At 60.4% G+C, this 17,319-nt stretch carries 15 protein-coding genes and 1 riboswitch; of the genes, 7 read left to right on the top strand and 8 right to left on the bottom strand.

All coding sequences use genetic code 11. The features are described 5' to 3' along the window. Positions 1-521: 521 nt before the first annotated feature. Positions 522-1,373 carry a DUF1989 domain-containing protein gene (locus tag NJC38_RS03310; RefSeq protein WP_253111537.1) on the bottom strand — a complete coding sequence of 284 codons (852 nt, stop codon included), beginning with the start codon at positions 1,371-1,373 and terminating at the stop codon, positions 522-524. A gap of 228 nt (positions 1,374-1,601) precedes the next feature. After that, positions 1,602-1,712, top strand: a riboswitch (TPP riboswitch). 91 nt (positions 1,713-1,803) lie between these two features. Here NJC38_RS03310 and NJC38_RS03315 point away from each other — a divergent pair. The 3 genes from NJC38_RS03315 to NJC38_RS03325 all read left to right on the top strand — a co-directional run bounded on the left by NJC38_RS03315 (position 1,804) and on the right by NJC38_RS03325 (position 3,552). After that, the gene (locus NJC38_RS03315; protein WP_253111539.1) at positions 1,804-2,451 is read left to right on the top strand and encodes a TenA family protein; all 648 of its coding nucleotides are present in this window, start codon (positions 1,804-1,806) and stop codon (positions 2,449-2,451) included. Between the two features lie 3 nt (positions 2,452-2,454). Further along, a complete protein-coding gene (tenA, locus tag NJC38_RS03320; protein ID WP_253111541.1) occupies positions 2,455-3,120 on the top strand; it encodes a thiaminase II in 666 nt (221 codons plus the stop codon). 150 nt (positions 3,121-3,270) lie between these two features. Next, positions 3,271-3,552 carry a hypothetical protein gene (locus NJC38_RS03325; RefSeq protein ID WP_253111543.1) on the top strand — a complete coding sequence of 94 codons (282 nt, stop codon included), beginning with the start codon at positions 3,271-3,273 and terminating at the stop codon, positions 3,550-3,552. Between the two features lie 180 nt (positions 3,553-3,732). On the opposite strand, the gene NJC38_RS03330 is transcribed toward NJC38_RS03325, so the two are convergent. The 6 genes from NJC38_RS03330 to NJC38_RS03355 all read right to left on the bottom strand — a co-directional run bounded on the left by NJC38_RS03330 (position 3,733) and on the right by NJC38_RS03355 (position 10,624). Then, positions 3,733-4,062 carry a DHCW motif cupin fold protein gene (locus NJC38_RS03330; RefSeq protein ID WP_045492678.1) on the bottom strand — a complete coding sequence of 110 codons (330 nt, stop codon included), beginning with the start codon at positions 4,060-4,062 and terminating at the stop codon, positions 3,733-3,735. A 129-nt stretch (positions 4,063-4,191) separates the two neighbouring features. Then, a complete protein-coding gene (locus NJC38_RS03335; protein ID WP_253111545.1) occupies positions 4,192-5,127 on the bottom strand; it encodes a LysR family transcriptional regulator in 936 nt (311 codons plus the stop codon). A gap of 92 nt (positions 5,128-5,219) precedes the next feature. Continuing rightward, positions 5,220-6,254 carry a methionine synthase gene (locus tag NJC38_RS03340; protein WP_253111547.1) on the bottom strand — a complete coding sequence of 345 codons (1,035 nt, stop codon included), beginning with the start codon at positions 6,252-6,254 and terminating at the stop codon, positions 5,220-5,222. A gap of 192 nt (positions 6,255-6,446) precedes the next feature. Next, on the bottom strand, positions 6,447-7,418 hold the full coding sequence (locus NJC38_RS03345; protein WP_253111549.1) for a DUF1852 domain-containing protein: 972 nt from the start codon (positions 7,416-7,418) through the stop codon (positions 6,447-6,449). Between the two features lie 468 nt (positions 7,419-7,886). Further along, positions 7,887-9,230 carry a glucarate dehydratase gene (gudD, locus tag NJC38_RS03350; protein ID WP_045492666.1) on the bottom strand — a complete coding sequence of 448 codons (1,344 nt, stop codon included), beginning with the start codon at positions 9,228-9,230 and terminating at the stop codon, positions 7,887-7,889. Positions 9,231-9,277: 47 nt separating this feature from the next. Continuing rightward, positions 9,278-10,624, bottom strand: coding sequence for an MFS transporter (locus tag NJC38_RS03355; RefSeq protein WP_253111550.1), 1,347 nt, complete (start codon positions 10,622-10,624; stop codon positions 9,278-9,280). Between the two features lie 435 nt (positions 10,625-11,059). Here NJC38_RS03355 and NJC38_RS03360 point away from each other — a divergent pair, with 435 nt between their 5' ends. Then, a complete protein-coding gene (locus tag NJC38_RS03360) occupies positions 11,060-11,773 on the top strand; it encodes a FadR/GntR family transcriptional regulator (protein WP_045492662.1) in 714 nt (237 codons plus the stop codon). A gap of 5 nt (positions 11,774-11,778) precedes the next feature. Here the strand turns inward: NJC38_RS03360 and NJC38_RS03365 are convergent, their stop codons facing one another. Beyond that, positions 11,779-12,921, bottom strand: coding sequence for an alpha/beta fold hydrolase (locus NJC38_RS03365; RefSeq protein WP_253111559.1), 1,143 nt, complete (start codon positions 12,919-12,921; stop codon positions 11,779-11,781). Between the two features lie 156 nt (positions 12,922-13,077). On the opposite strand from NJC38_RS03365, the gene NJC38_RS03370 reads away from it, so the two are divergent. The 3 genes from NJC38_RS03370 (at position 13,078) to NJC38_RS03380 (ending at position 17,290) form a co-directional block, all read left to right on the top strand. Continuing rightward, positions 13,078-14,157 carry a sugar diacid recognition domain-containing protein gene (locus NJC38_RS03370; RefSeq protein ID WP_253111561.1) on the top strand — a complete coding sequence of 360 codons (1,080 nt, stop codon included), beginning with the start codon at positions 13,078-13,080 and terminating at the stop codon, positions 14,155-14,157. A 90-nt stretch (positions 14,158-14,247) separates the two neighbouring features. Continuing rightward, positions 14,248-15,384 carry a glycerate kinase gene (locus NJC38_RS03375; protein ID WP_253111576.1) on the top strand — a complete coding sequence of 379 codons (1,137 nt, stop codon included), beginning with the start codon at positions 14,248-14,250 and terminating at the stop codon, positions 15,382-15,384. 280 nt (positions 15,385-15,664) lie between these two features. Further along, complete coding sequence (locus NJC38_RS03380; RefSeq protein ID WP_253111578.1) at positions 15,665-17,290, top strand: methyl-accepting chemotaxis protein; 1,626 nt, start codon at positions 15,665-15,667, stop codon at positions 17,288-17,290. The last annotated feature ends 29 nt before the right edge of the window (positions 17,291-17,319 follow it).

The raw sequence follows: 17,319 nt of genomic DNA on the forward strand, positions 1-17,319 counted from the left end.
ATTGCTGTAGACCGGCAGGGAGATGATCCGCTTCAGTCGGGAAAGCGGACATTGTAGTGCTGTTCGCAGCTTGAGCAGCTACAAGGTAATGCCGATCAGTTAAGGGTTGCGCGGTCTCTGTGGGAACGAGCTTGCTCGTGAAGGCGGCGTTAGATCCACAGCAGATGTGCCGGCTTTACCGGCCCTTTCGCTGGAGTGCCGCCCAGACCAAGGTCGGCTCCCACAGGATCAGCGCAAAGCAGGAACCTTGTGTAAACCGCCTTAACTGATAGGCATTATCCCGAGCAGCTCAGAAGCTTTTCGCGGCTAAAGCCGCTCCTACGGGGTAATGCCGATCAGTCAAGGGCAACACGGCCCGGTGGGAGTCGGCTCAGCCGACGAATGCTGCGGTACATTCACAGAAAATGTGCCGGTTTTACTGGCCCTTTCGGGGGCTAGCCCCCTCCCACCGGGACCGAGTTGAGCCGGATAATCGCTTAACTGATCGGCATTAATCCTACGGGGTAACGATAGAGCACAGCCTATTTCTCCCACTCGGCCTTGGGAATCAGCAAGCCGTGGTTGCCGTTATAAGCAGCGCGCTTCGGCGATTCCCAGCCTGCCAGCAAATCCGCGTCCAGGCGATAGATCTCCACCCCCAGCGGTCGGCACACGCTCAGCGGGTCCTGGGCATCCGGGCCCCACATCGGTAGCGACAGGTCACCACCCGGACAGGTCGACAAGGCGCACAACAGGTCGATCTCGGCAAACAACTCCAGATAATCGCCTTTTTGCGCCGGGCAGGCTTTCATGAAGTACATGTCGTCATGGTTCAGCCCGGTGCACTGGAAGATATTCAGTACGTCATGCACATCGAACTCGGTCAGCCCGTGGGGCAATACAGCGCGGGTCAGATTGGAGTGGCAGTGGTGATGAAAGTCTTCGCCGGTCAGCATGCGGTTTACATAAGGGTCACAGCGGGTGCCGAGCAGGTCGTGCAGACGCCCGCCGTGTTCGTCGATACCGTAACCGGCCAGGCTGTCGTCGGTGATGGTCACCAGCGGCCGCAAAAACGGCAGGTTCGACCACAGCCGGTCATGGGTGCTCACATGGGCGCCCTGCAACTGACGGGTACGCGCCGCCCACATCCGCTCGCGCGGGTCGTTGGCATTCCATACGTTGAAGTCACCGACCTGCGGGCCGACCGGGGTGGTGACGCGAAACACATGGCCGGCCGGCACCTTCCAGGCGCGACCGGTGCGGATCGGCACCTCGAACTGCTCGATCAGCGTGCGGCTGCCTGTGCGGTCACGAATGCGCTCATAAAACGGTTTGTCGACCTGCAACGCGGAGCCTTTGCTGACCTGATAGGCGGCGGGGTAATCCTTGTACATGCTGGACCTCGGCGGACGGCTTGATTGTTCAACAATAATGTCTTTATTCGAAAAGCGATAACCATGCCATGTTTCGAGAGAGCCCCGGTTCACCAAGTGCTGGCAGGCAGATCGGTTCCATAGAGCGGTGCGACGTTACCAACTGCTACGTCGCGGTACGCGCAAGTGCAGATGAACCACGCCATTTGCCCAGCTGGATGACAACCAGTCTCATCTCCTGTATAGATGCTCACCACCAAGGGGAGCCCGGGCACGGGCTGAGAAATCGTTGATGCAGTGCGATGACCCTTCGAACCTGATCCGGATCATGCCGGCGAAGGGATGGTCCGATGCGCCGGAGCGCGGGCTTTTCACGAGTCTGCCAGCCGCCCATCAACTCCTGCCTTTACGCCGGCCTCAGTGTTTCCATCTTCACAGAGAGCCCAGCACCATGACCGAACGTTTTACCGAAACCCTGCGCCAGCAGAGCGAACCTGACTGGTCTGCCACTGTGCAGCATCGCTTTGTCCAGCAACTGTGCAGCGGCACCCTCGACGATCAGGTCATGGGTCGTTACCTGATCCAGGACCATCGCTTTCTCGACAGCTTCCTGACCCTGCTCGGTGCGGCCATTGCCACGGCTGACAGCTTCGAGTCGCGCCTGCGCCTGGGGCGTTTTGCCGGGATGATTTCGGGTGAGGAAAACACCTACTTCCTGCGCTGCTTCGAAGCCCTCGGCATCACCGAACAGCAGCGCCAGGACGAACCAGATGTACCGGCTACAGCGGGCTTCAAGGCAATCATGCGCGAAGCGGCGGCGACCCGTTCTTATGCGGCGGCGCTGGCGGTGCTCAACGTCGCCGAGTGGTCTTATCTGGACTGGGCGAGCAGGGCACCACAACCGTTGCCGCCGCGCTTTGTGCATGCTGAGTGGATCACCCTGCACGACAACCCGTTTTTCCGCGATTTCGTCGCATTCCTGCGCAGCGAGCTGGACCGCGTCGGTCCCGCCGAGCAAACCGTCACCCGGGATTTCTTCCTGCGCGCGGTGCGCCTGGAGCGTGAATTCTTCGACGCTGCTTACGCCATCGAGGCTTGAACCATGGATATCTTCGCACGCCTGAAAACCGCGGCTTCCACCGAATGGCGCAGCTACGTGGAGCACGCCTTCGTCCAGCAACTGGGCGCCGGCACCTTGCCCCAGGCTGCCTTTCGCCAGTACCTGATTCAGGATTACCTGTTCCTGATCCAGTTCGCCCGCGCCTGGGCGCTGGCCGCTTATAAAAGCCGCAGTATCGACGATATTCGCGCGGCCCAGGCCGGGCTGGCGGCGATTCTCAATGAGACCGAACTGCACGTGCGCCTGTGCAATCGCTGGGGCATCAGCCGCCAGGTTATGGACGCCGCCCCCGAGCATCAGGCGACCGTGGCCTATACCCGTTACGTTCTCGACTGCGGCGCTGCCGGTGACTTGCTGGAACTGCACGTCGCCCTGGCGCCGTGCGTGATTGGCTACGCAGAAATCGGCCGCGCCCTGGCGCCTCAGGGTGTCGAAGCGTTGGGCGAGCATCCGTATGTCGACTGGATCGGTGAATACGCCAGCCAGGGCTATCAACAGGTGGCAGCGGATGCCCGCCGTCACCTCGATCAATTGGCGGCGCGGAGCATGACCGAGCAGCGTTTTGCTCAATTGACCGGCATCTTTGCCACCGCCTCGCGGCTGGAAGCGGACTTCTGGCAGATGGGGCTGGAGGTACTGAAACACTGAAAGTCGACAGGCGGTAGGCGGCGAGCGCGCGTTTCACTCGTCTTTTTATAGATAGACGATGATCCAGGAAATCGACATGCCCGCTGAACCGGCCAGCCCTGCAACGGACCGGCAACCCTTGCAGAGCGCTGCCAATAGACCCACAACGATGTGTTCGTCGCCTCTTGCCAGATCTTCGAACTGCCCGATGATGGCCAGACCATCTCCCTGTGCAGTTGGACCCAAGGCGTACCCAGCCTGTTGCCCAAGACTGATCGGGTTGCACTGGTCGAGCCGGTCGCGGACGGTGAACCCAACGCCAAAGTCGTCGCCTGGCATGATGTCGAAGCGCAGTTGAGTGGATGGCTGGCGCTGGAACAGGGCTATCCCGAGCGCTACCGCACGTTGGGCTTTCCGACAGCCGAGCAACTGGCGCGTTTGACGTCGGTGTGAGTTTTTTGTGTTGAATGGTTATGCCGCCCGTTAAAGGCCTGGCGTCTGCATCTTGATGCCAAAGCCCAATGCGGCGCTGTCGTGCATGGCGTCAATGTTGATCATGTATGCCCAGAGCTTCTGCAACCAGCGAGGCGGGTTCAGGGATCGCTAGAAATACCCGTCTCAACCCCCGTTGGCTCAGTCGACGATGAAGAGTCGGGCACCGGCAGTGGTGGAAGAGCGGTGTGCTTCTGCATTGTCGCCGACCTGATAGCTCATGCCCGGCAACAGGGTGAAGGTGCGGCCATCCTCCAGTTCGGTTTCCAACTGACCTTCAAGGCACAGCAGGATATGCCCTTTGCTGCACCAGTGGTCGGCCAGGTAATTGGCTGTGTATTCGACCATCCGGACCCGGACGCTGCCGAACTGGCAGGTGCGCCAGTACGCCGTGCCGGTTTCTCCCGGGTGTGCGGTAGCTTCGATGCGTGACCAGTCGGTGGTGCCAAAATCGATAGCACTCAGTTCCATGACAACCTCATTCATGCAGGGGGAGCTGCACAGTAACGATCAGGTCGCTTTGCTGATAGATACAGATCACTCTGGTTTTCGTCATACAGTGCTTGGGTCATTGCCACACAATGGTCAGACGGGTTTCGATCAGGGGGTACTGCGAGCTTCCGGTAGCGCATTGACCCCCTCCAGCGTCGCAAACGAAATATCTTTGGCGGTGAGCAAAAAATCGCGCACGTAAGGCACTTCGAGCATGTCGCTGCGCACGGCCGCAAACAGACTGGCCTGCAAGCCCTTCTTGCCCAGCCGTTTGGCGATCACATAACCGCGTGAGGTGTACTCGTGTACCGCCCAGTTCGGCAGGCAGCAAACACCGCGTCCGCTGGCAACCAGCTGCATCATCATCACGGTCAGCTCTGAGGTTCGTACTTGGGCGGGCTCGACGTCGGCCGGATCAAGGAAGCGGGTAAAGATATCCAGACGGTGGCGTTCGACCGGGTAGGTAATCAGGGTCTGGCTGGCGATGTCGCCAGCTTCCAGATGGGTCTTTTCGCGCAGGGTATGGTGCTTGTCGATGGCCAGCAGGGCTTCGTACCCGAACAGCGGCACGTAAGTAATTCCGGGCAGGGTTATCGGGTCGGAGGTCACCACCAGGTCGAGATCGCCGCGTTCCAGCGCCGGCAACGGCGCAAACGAAAACCCCGAGGCCAGGTCCAGTTCAACCTCCGGCCAGACACTGCGGAACTCATCCACGCAGGGCATCAGCCATTGGTAACAACTGTGGCACTCGATCGCGATGTGCAGCCGCCCGGCCGTGCCTCCGGCCAGCCGTGCCAGGTCGCGCTCGGTGGTGCGGATCAACGGCAGAACCTGGTCCGCCAGTTGCAGCAGCTTAAGGCCGGCGCTGGTGAAGCGCACCGGCCTGGACTTGCGCACGAACAGCGGCACGCCAATGCGCTCTTGCATCTCCCTGAACTGATGCGACAGGGCTGACTGGGTCAGATGCAGGCGCTCGGCGGCTTTGTGCATGCTGTTGGTTTCGCGCAGCGCATCAAGGGTACGCAGGTGTCTCAAATCGATCATGAGCAGAACTACAATGGGAGCAGTGAGTTAAGCCGTGATCGCTGCTTCGTCTTTCATAAAGGCTGCAACCCGACATCGTGTCCGGATGCAGTTCAGTACAGGCCGGACAGTTCTTTTCGAACAAGCTCTGCGCCGGCACTCAACGCTTGCAGCTTGCCTCGGGCGACCTGGCGGGGCAGCGGAGCCATGCCGCAGTTGGTGCACGGGTAGAGTTTGTCGGGGTCCACAAACTGCAGGGCCTTGCGCAGGGTGTCGGCGACTGCTTCGGGGGTTTCGATCGCATGGTTGGCCACATCGATGGCACCGACCATCACCTTCTTGCCACGAATCAGTTCAATCAGATCCATGGGAACCCTGGAGTTGTGGCATTCAAGCGAGACGATATCGATAGCGGACTTTTGCAGCTTGGGGAAGGCCTCTTCGTATTGGCGCCATTCCGAGCCCAGGGTCTTTTTCCAGTCGGTATTGGCTTTGATGCCGTAGCCATAGCAGATATGCACCGCTGTTTCACACTTGAGGCCCTCAATGGCCCGCTCCAGAGTGGCCACGCCCCAGTCATTGACTTCGTCAAAGAACACATTAAAGGCAGGTTCATCGAACTGGATGATATCCACCCCCGCCGCTTCCAGTTCCCGGGCTTCCTTGTTGAGAATTTTGGCGAATTCCCAGGCCAGCTTTTCCCGGCTTCTATAGTGGTTGTCATAAAGCGTATCGATCATGGTCATCGGGCCTGGCAGCGCCCATTTGATCGGCTGGCGGGTTTGCTGGCGCAGGAACCTGGCGTCTTCGACAAACACCGGCTTTTGCCGCTCCACTGCACCGATCACCGTGGGGACGCTGGCGTCATAACGGTCACGAATTCTGACCGTCTCGCGCTTCTCGAAATCAACACCGCTGAGGTGCTCGATAAAAGTGGTGACGAAGTGTTGGCGGGTTTGCTCGCCATCGCTGACGATATCGATACCGGCCTGCTGTTGCTCATGCAGCGACAAGCGCAACGCATCCTGCTTGGCCTCGCTCAGTTCATCACCCTGGAGTTTCCAGGGTGACCAAAGTGTCTCGGGCTGGGCCAGCCAGGAGGGTTTGGGCAGGCTGCCGGCGGTTGAGGTTGGGAGCAGCTTTTTCATGATGGATGACCTTGTTTTATTCAACGGCAGGGGGGGCGAGTCAAAGCGTGTACTGGGAGCACCACTGCTCAGAGGGTGTCTACAAAATGGCTGCACTCGGCAATACTGCGTTGAAATCGACCTCAAAATGCTCATGTACTTATGTACACTGCGCTTTTTCGCCCGATTTCGCCTTGTCTTGCTTTCGTTCGCCTATTTTGTAAACACCCTCTCAAGCACGGCCTGGTAGGGCCTGATGAAGTGCTCCTCGGCAAACCGTCCTTGCTCGATCGCCAGCCGGCTGCGTTCTTCGCGGTCATACACGATGCGGGTCAGCGAGTAATCCTGATGCTTGAGGCTTGGCTGGTAGTGTTGACCGGCGGCCGAGTTGGCGTTGTAGATTTCAGGCCGGTAGATTTTCTGGAAGGTATCCATGGTGCTGATGGTGCTGATCAGTTCCAGATCGGTGTAGTCGCCCAGCAAGTCACCGGTGAAATAGAACGCCAACGGCGCGGCGCTGTTCGGTGGCATGAAATAGCGCACCTGCAAGCCCATTTTGTTGAAGTATTCATCCGTCAACGAATAGGCATCTTGTTGATATTCAATACCCAGTACCGGGTGCTGGTGTTCAGTTCGGTGATAGGTTCTGCTGCTTGATACACTCAGGCAGATGACCGGTGGCTTGTTGAAGTTTTCCTTATAAGCGTCCGAGTTGATGAAACACTTGAATAACTGCCCGTGCAACGTGCCGAAGTTATCGGGTGTGCTGGCGGTGGGATGATGTTTGTTGTGCTCCGGTAGCACGACACTGAAGTCATAGTCCCGAACATAAGAGGAGAAGTTATTGCCGGTAATGCCTGCAATGCGCTCGCCAGTATGCCGATCTACGATGGTTGTTTTCAGTACTTCAATCAGCGGCAGAGGCGGGCTGACTTCAATGCCGAGGTTCAATTCAACGGAAATGATCTCAAGCCCCACAGCATAACGATCGCCGCCAGGATTATCTCGTTGCGCCAGCGCATTGAAACGGTTGTCGATCATCTGCAGGGTGTTGCGCAAGTTCTCCTGGCGGCTGTTGCCTCTCGCCAGGTTGGCAAAGTTAGTGGTGATGCGGGTGTTGTCCGACGGTTGATAATGCTCGTCGAAACACGTGCTTTTAATGGCAAATGTCAGCGCGTTACTCATTTTGATCGGGTGCCCTGATGCCTGACGCAAACCTGAATCCGGTTCCTGATGTTCAGGGACTAGCCGTTTTGCAGGGGCGATATAAGAATAAATAATCGATAATTATTCTAGGGCGGTCGGCCGGGGGAAGACAGTGAATTGATTTCACAAAATCTTTAGCCATCTTCATGATGGGATTTAAGGAGACGGCGGTTCAATCAGGTGTTTTATGCCCCCGGTGGGAGCGAGGGTGGGAGCGAGCTTGCTCGCGAAGACGGCGGTACATTCGCAGCAGTTACTGTGACTTTAAAGGCCTCTTCGTCGGAGTGCCGCCCATACCAAGGTAGCTCCCCTAGAGGTATATCGCGCCTAACCGAACAGTATTGGATTAACAGCCCGGCCTGCCGAGCAATAAAAAACGGCGCACAAGGGGGTTGTGCGCCGGTTGCCAGCGGTGTGGCCAGGGGTTTTACAGGATAACGATGTCGATCAACGCACCAGGCAAGGCTGTTTGTTGTTGAACGTCCAGCCCGGAATCAGGAACTGCATGGCGGCCGCGTCGTCGCGGGCGCCCAGGCCCATGTTTTTGTACAGCTCATGGGCTTTTTGCAGTTGGTCCATGTCCAGCTCGACGCCCAGGCCCGGTTTGTTCGGTACCGCGACCTTGCCGCCTTCGATCTTGAACGGCTCTTTGGTCAGGCGCTGGCCGTCCTGCCAGATCCAGTGAGTGTCCAACGCGGTGATTTCGCCAGGGGCCGCCGCGCCGACATGGGTGAACATGGCCAGCGAGATGTCGAAGTGGTTGTTGGAATGCGAGCCCCAGGTCAGGCCCCATTCGTGGCACATCTGCGCGACCCGTACCGAGCCTTGCATGGTCCAGAAATGCGGGTCGGCCAGCGGAATGTCCACCGATTGCAACTGGATGGTGTGGCCCATCTGGCGCCAGTCAGTGGCGATCATGTTGGTGGCGGTGCGCAGGCCCGTGGCACGGCGGAACTCGGCCATCACTTCGCGGCCGGAGTAGCCGTTTTCCGCGCCGCATGGGTCTTCGGCGTAGGCCAGTACATGGTGCTGGTCGCGGCACAGGCGGATGGCTTCTTTGAGTGACCAGGCGCCGTTCGGGTCCAGAGTGATGCGCGCATCAGGGAAGCGTTCGGCCAGCGCGGTGACGGCTTCGATTTCCTCGTCGCCGCGCAATACGCCGCCCTTGAGCTTGAAGTCCTTGAAGCCATAGCGGGCGTGGGCGGCTTCGGCCAGGCGCACCACCGCTTCGGGGGTCAGGGCCTTTTCGTGACGCACGCGAAACCACTCGTTGTCGGCGTCCTGCTCACGGCGGTAGGGCAGGTTGGTCTGATCCTGATCACCGACATAGAACAGATAACCGAGCATTTCCACCGCATCGCGTTGCTGGCCTTCACCCAACAGGGCGGCGACCGGCACTTCCAGGTGCTGGCCGAGCAGGTCGAGCAGCGCGGCTTCTAGTGCCGTCACGGCATGGATGGTGATGCGCAGGTCGAAGGTCTGCAGGCCGCGGCCGCCAGCGTCGCGTTCGGCGAAGGCCTTGCGCACGTCGTTGAGCATCTTCTGATAGGTGCCGATGCCATTGCCCACCAGCAGGCTGCGGGCATCTTCCAGGGTCTGGCGAATGGCTTCACCACCGGGCACTTCACCCACGCCGGTGTTGCCGGCGCTGTCCTTGAGAATCAGGATGTTGCGGGTGAAGTACGGGCCATGGGCACCGCTCAGGTTGAGCAGCATGTCGTCATGGCCGGCCACGGGCACCACTTGCAGGCTGGTGATGACAGGGGTTTTGCCGGAGGTCTGCTGGGTCATGGTCGGGTCCTCTGTTTCTTGTCGGTGTGCGGGGGGGCGCAGGCCAGTCAGTGACTGGCCGAGGTCTTGATTTCAGCCACTGGCGTGGCGCCGGGCTTGGGTGTGCTGCGGGCGGCGAATACGATCACGGCAGCCAGGATCGAGGTGAAGGTCAGGGCGTACAGCCCGCCCTGGATCGAGCCGGTTTGCTGTTCCAGAATGCCGAAGGTGGTCGGTGCCACGAAACCGCCCAGGTTGCCCACCGAGTTGATCAGCGCGATCACCGCAGCGGCGATACGGGCATCCAGATACGCCTGCGGAATCGGCCAGAACAGCGACGACGCGGACTTGAAGCCCAGTGCCGCAAAACAGATGGCGACGAAGGCGAAGATCGGCCCGCCGGTGGTGGACATGAACATGCCGGCTGCCGCGATCAGCAGTGCGGCCGCCACCCAGGCCTGCTGGCGTTTCCATTTACCGGCCAGGGTGGCGAAGACGTACATGCCGACGATCGACAGCAGCCATGGCAGCGAGTTGAACATCCCGACCTCGAAGTCGGTGAGGCTGCCCATCTTCTTGATGATGCTCGGCAGCCAGAAGGTCGCGGCGTAGATGGTCAGCTGGATCAGGAAGTAGATCAGGCAGAACAGCACGATCTGGCTGTCTTTGAGCAACTGGCCCAGCGACGGCTTGATGGGCGTGGCGGCTTCGCGGGCTTTCTGCTCGGCGTCAATGGCACCCACCAGTGCATCCTGTTCTTCACGGCTCAGCCATTTGGCGTCGTGTGGTTTGGAGTCCAGCCAGAACCAGACGAAGAAGCACAGCACCACCGAGAACATGCCCTCGATGAAATACATCCACTGCCAGCCTTTCATGCCAAGGCCGTTGATCTGCAACAGCAGGCCGGCCAGCGGGCCGGAAATCAGTGATGCAATGGCCGAACCGCTAAGGAAAATGGCAATCGCCTTGCCACGTTCGGCGCCCGGCAGCCAGCGGGTGAAGTAATAAATCACGCCGGGGAAAAAGCCGGCCTCGGCCACGCCCAGCAAGAAACGCAGGATGTAGAAGTGGGTTTCGTTCTGGATGAAGGCCATGCACGCTGCAATGATGCCCCAGGTGAGCATGATGCGGGTCAGCCACACACGGGCGCCGACTTTTTGCAGAAGCATGTTAGAGGGTACTTCGAACAGCGCGTAGCCGATGAAGAACAAGCCAGCACCAAAACCGTAGGCGGCAGCGCCGATGCCCAGGTCGGTTTCCATGTGCGAACGCACGAAGCCAATGTTCACCCGGTCAATGTAATTGACGATGAACATGATCACGAAAAGCGGCAGCACGTGGCGTTTGACTTTGGATATGGCCGATTGCAGAACCGGATCCAGGCCACTGGTCACACCGGGATTGGATGTACTCACTTGAGTTTTCTCCCACTCGTTATTTTTATGCGGGTTTGGAGCAAGTCGTCGCCTGCTTTGTCGGTCATCATACAAGCTGAAATTTGCCGCGCAAGCACTGTCGTGAGCGGAATCTGTTGATCGTGATGAGTGGGGTGTAGGTATTTTTCTGGTTTTTACAGGTGTTTTATTGGTTTATGTAGATGTTTTCACGGTTTTTAGGTGCTGATAAAAATTTCGTCGGAGAACAAAAAATTCAGGCTGTGGAATTCCGGAAAAATACGTTACCGGTAACTTGTCTAACAAGTTGAACAAGTTCAGTTTGGCGTGTTGGCGACCAGCGACCACGGCCCGGTGGTATCATCCGCCCGATTACTGCGTGCAAAACTGAAGTAATCGACGTGTTCGCCCGGTCGCTTACGCCGGAAAAAGTACAACCCGTGTCTGGATGGCTTAATGCAAGAAAACCACGCGACCGCGCCCAAGCGCCGGCAACACAGTCTGGCCACCGATCTGGTCACCGAGTTGAGCCAGCGCATCCTGCTCGGCAAGATCCCGCCGGGGCACAAGCTGCCATCGGAGAACGAAATCGTCCGCGAACACGGGGTCAGTCGCACCGTGGTCCGCGAGGCGATTTCCAAGCTGCAGGCCTCAGGCCTGGTGGTTACCCATCAGGGCAAGGGCACCTTTGTGCTGGAGCGTGAAGACCAGACCGGGCTGCGCCTGAAGGTCGAAACCGCCTCACGGGTGCGTGACATCATCGAGCTGCGCATTGGCCTTGAGACCCAGGCCGTGGCGCTGGCGGCATTGCGCCGTACCGATGAGCAACTGGCGGCGATGCGCCAGGCGCTGGATGATTATCAGGACCTGCTGGCCAAGGACGACAGTTGCGTCGAGGCCGACAAGCGCTTTCATATGCTGATTGCCGAGGCCACCGGCAACCCTTACTTCATCGAAATCATGCAGCATCTGGGCAGTGCGATCATTCCGCGCACCCGGATTGCCAGCAGTGAGCGCGCCGGCAACAAGCTGGTGCCCCACGGTTATCTGGCCAACCTGGAGCACGAAGCGTTGCTCAGTGCGATTCGCCGCAAGGATCCGGATGCCGCCCGTGCAGCGATGTGGACCCACCTGAGCAACAGTCGTGAGCGGCTGGTGCCGCTGGAGTAGCGAGCCTATTGGCCGAGCACATCGAGCATCACCTGCGACTGCCACTGGTAGTACGGGTTGAACGTCAAACGTGCGTGGACCTTGCCTGGCTCTTGATAGCCCCAGTCCGAATACCACACCGGCTCGCCCGCCATACAGCGGGCCATGTCCGGCAGTGGCTGGCCATTCCAGCAGATGCGCTGGCTGCCCTGCGGGCCGTAGAGCGGGTTGTCGGGGGAAAACAGCAGGCCCATGTGAGAAAACTGGCTGATGTGCAGTTCCGGCAAATAGTCGTTGCGCGCCAGTACCCGCGGGTTTTGCGGCGCGGCTTGCGGGCTTGTCCCGTACCACACCAGGCGACTGCCCGGATGGGTGAAGCGCTGGTTGAAACTGTCGAGCACATACCGGGTGTCGAGCACTGAGTCGTGTTCGGTGATGACCATGAACACCGGCTTGCCGTACGGCTTTTGCTCCAGACGCTGGCGGGCCAGCACGCTGCTGTAATGGAACTGGGCAAAGCCATTGGTGGGCACATTCAGGTAACGCACCGGGGTCTGCATCGGTCGTACCCCGTCGTTGGGTTCTGCCAGCCACGGCCGTACCCAACTGATCCACGGCGTCACCCACACATAGGCGCTGTCAGAGCGAAACGCCGGAGAAAACAGCAACAGCCCTGCGATGTCGTCGTGTTGGTAGGCGTAGTCCAGGACCAGGTTGGCGCCGGTGGAGAAGCCGCCCAGGTACACCTTGGGCACCTCCCGCGACAATTGCGCGGCCTGCTCGCGGACCACCTGCTGCCATTGCTCCAGGGTGACGTCCAGCATGTCTTGCGGGCGGGTGCCGTGGCCGGGTAGCAGCACCGTGCGCACGATGTAGCCCTGATCGGCCAGGGTGCGGCCAATGTCGTGGAACGACCAGGGTGAATCGCCCAGGCCATGCACCAGCAGCACACCGCCTTTGGGTGTGCCGTTCGGGCGCCACTGTTGCGGAGCGTTCCAGTTCAGCTCGGCGGTGCGGTCGGCGGTCTGGAACACCCGGTGGTTTTCGATCAGTTGCAGGGTCTGCTGGCGGTAGCTGTCGAAGCCGGTCGCCGGCGGCTCGTCGAGCCGGGAGGCGCAAGCCTGCAGCGCCAGGGCGCAAAGCACAATGGGCAGGTGAGAGTGGATCAAGGCAGGCAACCTTCAACAGGGCGGTGTGCAACCGCGACTGTGCCACGCCCTTCGCGCAGGGCTCCAGTTTCAGGCACACTCATTGGTAGAAATAAATTCAACAAAATGTATCTACCCCTTGGTGCCGTTCTGGTAGGTGCCATTCTGGAGTCTGCCATGTTCGCCCTTGATCGCGCCCTGGCCCAAGACATTGTCGACCGGGCCATGGCGATTTTGCCGCATAACGTCAATGTCATGGATTATCTGGGCATCATCATTGGCAGTGGTGACCCCGAGCGCATCAGCACCCGCCATGAAGGCGCGCAACAAGTTCTGGCCAGCCGCCAGACGGTGGAAATCGACAGCGACGCGGCCAGCCGCCTGGGTGGGGTGAAGCCGGGCGTCAATCTGCCGCTGATGCTCGACCATCAATTGGTCGGGGTACTGGGCATCACGGGCGACCCGGAGCGGGTTCGGGTGTACGGCGAGTTGGTGAAAATGACCGCCGAAATGCTGATGGAGCAGCGCCGCCAGCAGACCGACCGGCAATGGCGTCAACAACGCAGCGAGCAATTGCTGGCCCGGCTGTTATGGGGCGATTGCCCTGACAGCCTGGTGGACGAAGCCCGCCAGTTGGGCCTGCAGCCGCAACTGCCGCGTCAGGCGCTGCTGCTGCAACTGAGTGAGCCGCTGGAGCTGCACCACCCGTTGATCGCCCGGCTCCATGCCCGCTACCCACACAGCTGGTGCTGCCTGCGCGAGCCAACCTTGTTGTACTGCTGCCATCCGGCTGAGCGTGATCCTGGGGTTGGCCACTGGCTGGAGCAGGATTGGCCGATCCGGCGCCTGGCCTATGCCGAGCTGTCGCCGGACCTGGCCGACTTGCGCCAGGCCTGCGCCGCGCTGCACGAGTCGCTCGATTATGCCAGCCAGATTCGTCCGACCCAGCGGCTGTTACCGTTGCAGAGTCTGCGCTTGCCGTTGCTGTTCTGGCGTCATCGGCAGGACTGGCTGGCGCAGGGCATTGCAGAGACGGTCGCGCCCTTGCACGAACAACCGGCGTTGCTCGACACCCTGGATCGCTGGTTCGAGCACAGCGGAGAAAGCCAGGTGTGTGCCGAAGCGCTGGGCATTCATCGCAACAGCCTGCGTTATCGGCTGGACAAGATTGCTGAACTGACCGGCTGTGACCCGTATCGCACCCACGACCTGTTGCGCCTGTATCTGGGCCGTCAGGTGCAGGTGTTGTGCAAATGACTGGCCGGGCGCCCGCAGCGTTGTGCGCCGGACCGGGGTAAAGCCGCGGCCCGGATGCCAAGATGCGTGCACAAGAACAGGAGTTGCCTCATGAAAATCGTCATTGCCCCCGACTCGTTCAAAGACAGCCTCAGCGCCCAGGCCGTCGCCCAGTCCATCGCTACTGGCCTGAGCGAGGTCTGGCCGCAGGCCCGGTTGTGTATCTGCCCGATGGCCGACGGTGGCGAGGGCACCATTGAATCGGTGCTGCAGGCGTGCAACGGGCAATTGATGAGTGCACGGGTAAGCGGCCCGCTCGGTGAGCCGGTGGTGGCGCACTGGGGCTGGCTGGCCGAAAGCCGCACGGCGATCATCGAGATGGCCACCGCCAGCGGTCTGCAATTGCTGAGCCTGACACAGCGTGATGCGCGCATTACCAGCACCTACGGCACCGGACAGTTGATCGCCCAGGCGCTGGATGCCGGTGCGCAACGGGTGATTCTGGCCATTGGCGGTAGCGCGACCAACGATGGCGGCAGCGGCATGCTGGCGGCGCTGGGGGTGGCATTTGTCGATCAGGCCGGGCAACCGCTGGCGCCAGGCGGTCTGGCGCTGGCGCAGTTGGCCGGGATCGACTTGAGCGGCCTGGACCCACGGCTGGCCGAGGTGCGTTTCGAGATTGCCGCTGATGTCGACAACCCACTCTGCGGCCCGCACGGTGCGTCGCACACCTTTGGCCCGCAAAAAGGCGCTGATGCTGAACAGGTGCTGGCACTTGATGCTGCGCTGGGGCATTACGCCGATCACTGTGCACAGGTGCTCGGTCGTGACCTGCGTGACAGCCCCGGCAGTGGTGCGGCGGGCGGTATGGGGTTTGCGGCCAAGGCGTTCTTGCAGGCCAGCTTTCGCCCAGGGGTCGAGGTGGTTGCGGAGCTGACCGGTCTGGAGCAGGCGCTGCAAGGCGCTGACCTGGTGATCACCGGAGAAGGGCGGTTCGATGCCCAGACCCTGCGCGGCAAGACACCGCTGGGCGTGGCGCGCTTCGCGGCGCGCCACAATGTACCGGTGATTGTCCTGGCCGGCACCCTCGGTGAAGGCTACGAGCAGTTGTACGCGCATGGCATTCATGCCGCATTCGCCTTGGCCAGCGGCCCCATGAGCCTGGACGAAGCCTGCCGCAATGCGCCCGGCCTGCTGCATGATCGGGCACGTGACCTGGCACTGTTGTGGAACCTGGCCAGCCGGTAGGAGATCGCCCGCCGCCTGGCCTCTAACACGGAGCCCCGTAGGACCGGCCGGGCGGCGATCCGCTTTAGCCGGGAAGCCTTCGCGGCTAAAGCCGGTCCTACAGCGGATCGCCGGCCGGCCGCGCGCTGCGGTCTGATAACGGTATTGCGTCCAGCGGAGGGCACACATGTAACAAATGATGGCAGAAGGCGCTCAAGATGCGGTTCGGCAGGCCGATAGCGAGATGGGGTTGTCCGACAACCGCCAATGACCTGCCATTCCATAACAAAGAGCCGTAGCCATGAATCTACGCAATCTGACCATCGCCCGCCGTGCGGGACTGGGTTTTACCTTGATTTCTCTGCTTGTGGCTCTGCTTGGCTGGTTTGCCCTGGCGCAGATGCAGACCATCCGTGAAAGCGAAGTTGCTGTTGAAACCAATTGGGTGCCGAGCATGCGCGCGGTCTCTGACATCCGTGAAATCATGCTGCGCATCCGCACGATCTCCCTGCGCATGGCCCTGGACCAGGACCCTGCCAATGTCAGTACCTACAAGGGCCAGATGGACACCCGCCTGAAAGATCTGGACGGCAAGCTCGAGATACTCAACAAGTTCGTCGACACCCCTGAAGAAAAGGTGCTCGCCGACCAGTTTCGCACCACCCAGAACCAGTACCGCGAAGGGCTTGACCGCTCCTTTGTATTGGCCGCGCAGAAAGACCTGGCTGGCCTGAACAAGTTGCTGCAGGTGGACATGAAGACCATCGTTGATGGTTCCGGCAAGCAACTGGCCGACCTTGGCGACTACTACACCAAAAAGATCGAAGCCGAAGGCCAGGCTGCCGAAGAGCAGTACTACAGGTCGCGCAATATTGTCATCCTTTTCGTGGTCATCGCGGCACTGGCCACCATCGCCCTGGCCCTTTGGCTGACCCGTGGCATCGTCCGGCCGCTGGAAAGCGCGGTGCGCGCCGCCGAACACGTGGCCGACGGCGACCTGACCCATGACATTCTGGTCGACGGCGAAGATGAGGTCACTCGTCTGCAGCGCGCCTTGCAGCAGATGCAGAACAACTTGCGTTCGGCGATGCAGCATATCAACAGCTCCGCCACCCAACTGGCTTCAGCGGCCACCGAACTGAACTCGGTGACCGAAGACAGCTACCGCGGCCTGCATCAGCAGAATGCCGAGATCGACCAGGCCGCCACGGCGGTCAACGAGATGACCTCGGCGGTGGAAGAGGTGGCGCGCAATGCGGTGTCCACCTCCGATGCGTCCAACCATTCCAGCGCGTCGGCCAAGGCCGGTCAGCAACGGGTGCTGGACACCGTGCAGTCGATCCAGACCCTGACCGATAACGTGCAAAGCACCTCGACCCTGGTACAGAACCTGGCTGATCAGTCTCAGGACATCGGCAAGGTACTGGACGTGATTCGTTCGATCGCCGAGCAGACCAACCTGTTGGCGCTCAACGCGGCCATCGAAGCTGCGCGGGCCGGTGAGTCCGGCCGTGGTTTTGCGGTGGTTGCCGATGAAGTGCGGGCACTGGCCCATCGCACCCAGCAGTCGACGCTGGAAATCGACGCCATGGTCAACGCCATGCGCAATGGTTCAGCCCAGGCGCTGGAGTCGATGCTCACCAGTCGCGAGCGAGCCGGCACCACGCTGGAAATGGCCAAGGGCGCCGGTGACTCGCTGAGCGAGATTACCCAATCGATCAATCAGATCTCCGAACGTAACCTGGTGATCGCCAGCGCTGCGGAAGAACAGGCGCAAGTGGCGCGCGAAGTCGACCGCAACATCGTCAACATTCGTGACCTGTCGATGCAATCGACCCAGGGCGCCAACCAGATCAGCGCGTCGAGCAACGAGCTGTCGCGCCTGGCCGGTGATCTCAGTCAGGTGGTCGCGCGTTTCAAAGTCTGACGGCTTGCTCGTGACCGGCCAGGGCGCGC

This window comes from Pseudomonas sp. 21LCFQ010, from assembly GCF_024129905.1.
Classification (GTDB): Bacteria; Pseudomonadota; Gammaproteobacteria; order Pseudomonadales; family Pseudomonadaceae; genus Aquipseudomonas.

Bases quoted from the DNA above. Each gene is read 5' to 3' on its own strand.
- gudD (WP_045492666.1), bottom strand. From the start codon at position 9,230: ATGACCCAGCAGACCTCCGGCAAAACCCCTGTCATCACCAGCCTGCAA.
- NJC38_RS03345 (WP_253111549.1), bottom strand. From the start codon at position 7,418: ATGAGTAACGCGCTGACATTTGCCATTAAAAGCACGTGTTTCGACGAG.
- NJC38_RS03375 (WP_253111576.1), top strand. From the start codon at position 14,248: ATGAAAATCGTCATTGCCCCCGACTCGTTCAAAGACAGCCTCAGCGCC.
- NJC38_RS03370 (WP_253111561.1), top strand. From the start codon at position 13,078: ATGTTCGCCCTTGATCGCGCCCTGGCCCAAGACATTGTCGACCGGGCC.
- NJC38_RS03360 (WP_045492662.1), top strand. From the start codon at position 11,060: ATGCAAGAAAACCACGCGACCGCGCCCAAGCGCCGGCAACACAGTCTG.
- tenA (WP_253111541.1), top strand. From the start codon at position 2,455: ATGGATATCTTCGCACGCCTGAAAACCGCGGCTTCCACCGAATGGCGC.
- NJC38_RS03380 (WP_253111578.1), top strand. From the start codon at position 15,665: ATGAATCTACGCAATCTGACCATCGCCCGCCGTGCGGGACTGGGTTTT.
- NJC38_RS03340 (WP_253111547.1), bottom strand. From the start codon at position 6,254: ATGAAAAAGCTGCTCCCAACCTCAACCGCCGGCAGCCTGCCCAAACCC.
- NJC38_RS03315 (WP_253111539.1), top strand. From the start codon at position 1,804: ATGACCGAACGTTTTACCGAAACCCTGCGCCAGCAGAGCGAACCTGAC.
- NJC38_RS03310 (WP_253111537.1), bottom strand. From the start codon at position 1,373: ATGTACAAGGATTACCCCGCCGCCTATCAGGTCAGCAAAGGCTCCGCG.
- NJC38_RS03330 (WP_045492678.1), bottom strand. From the start codon at position 4,062: ATGGAACTGAGTGCTATCGATTTTGGCACCACCGACTGGTCACGCATC.
- NJC38_RS03335 (WP_253111545.1), bottom strand. From the start codon at position 5,127: ATGATCGATTTGAGACACCTGCGTACCCTTGATGCGCTGCGCGAAACC.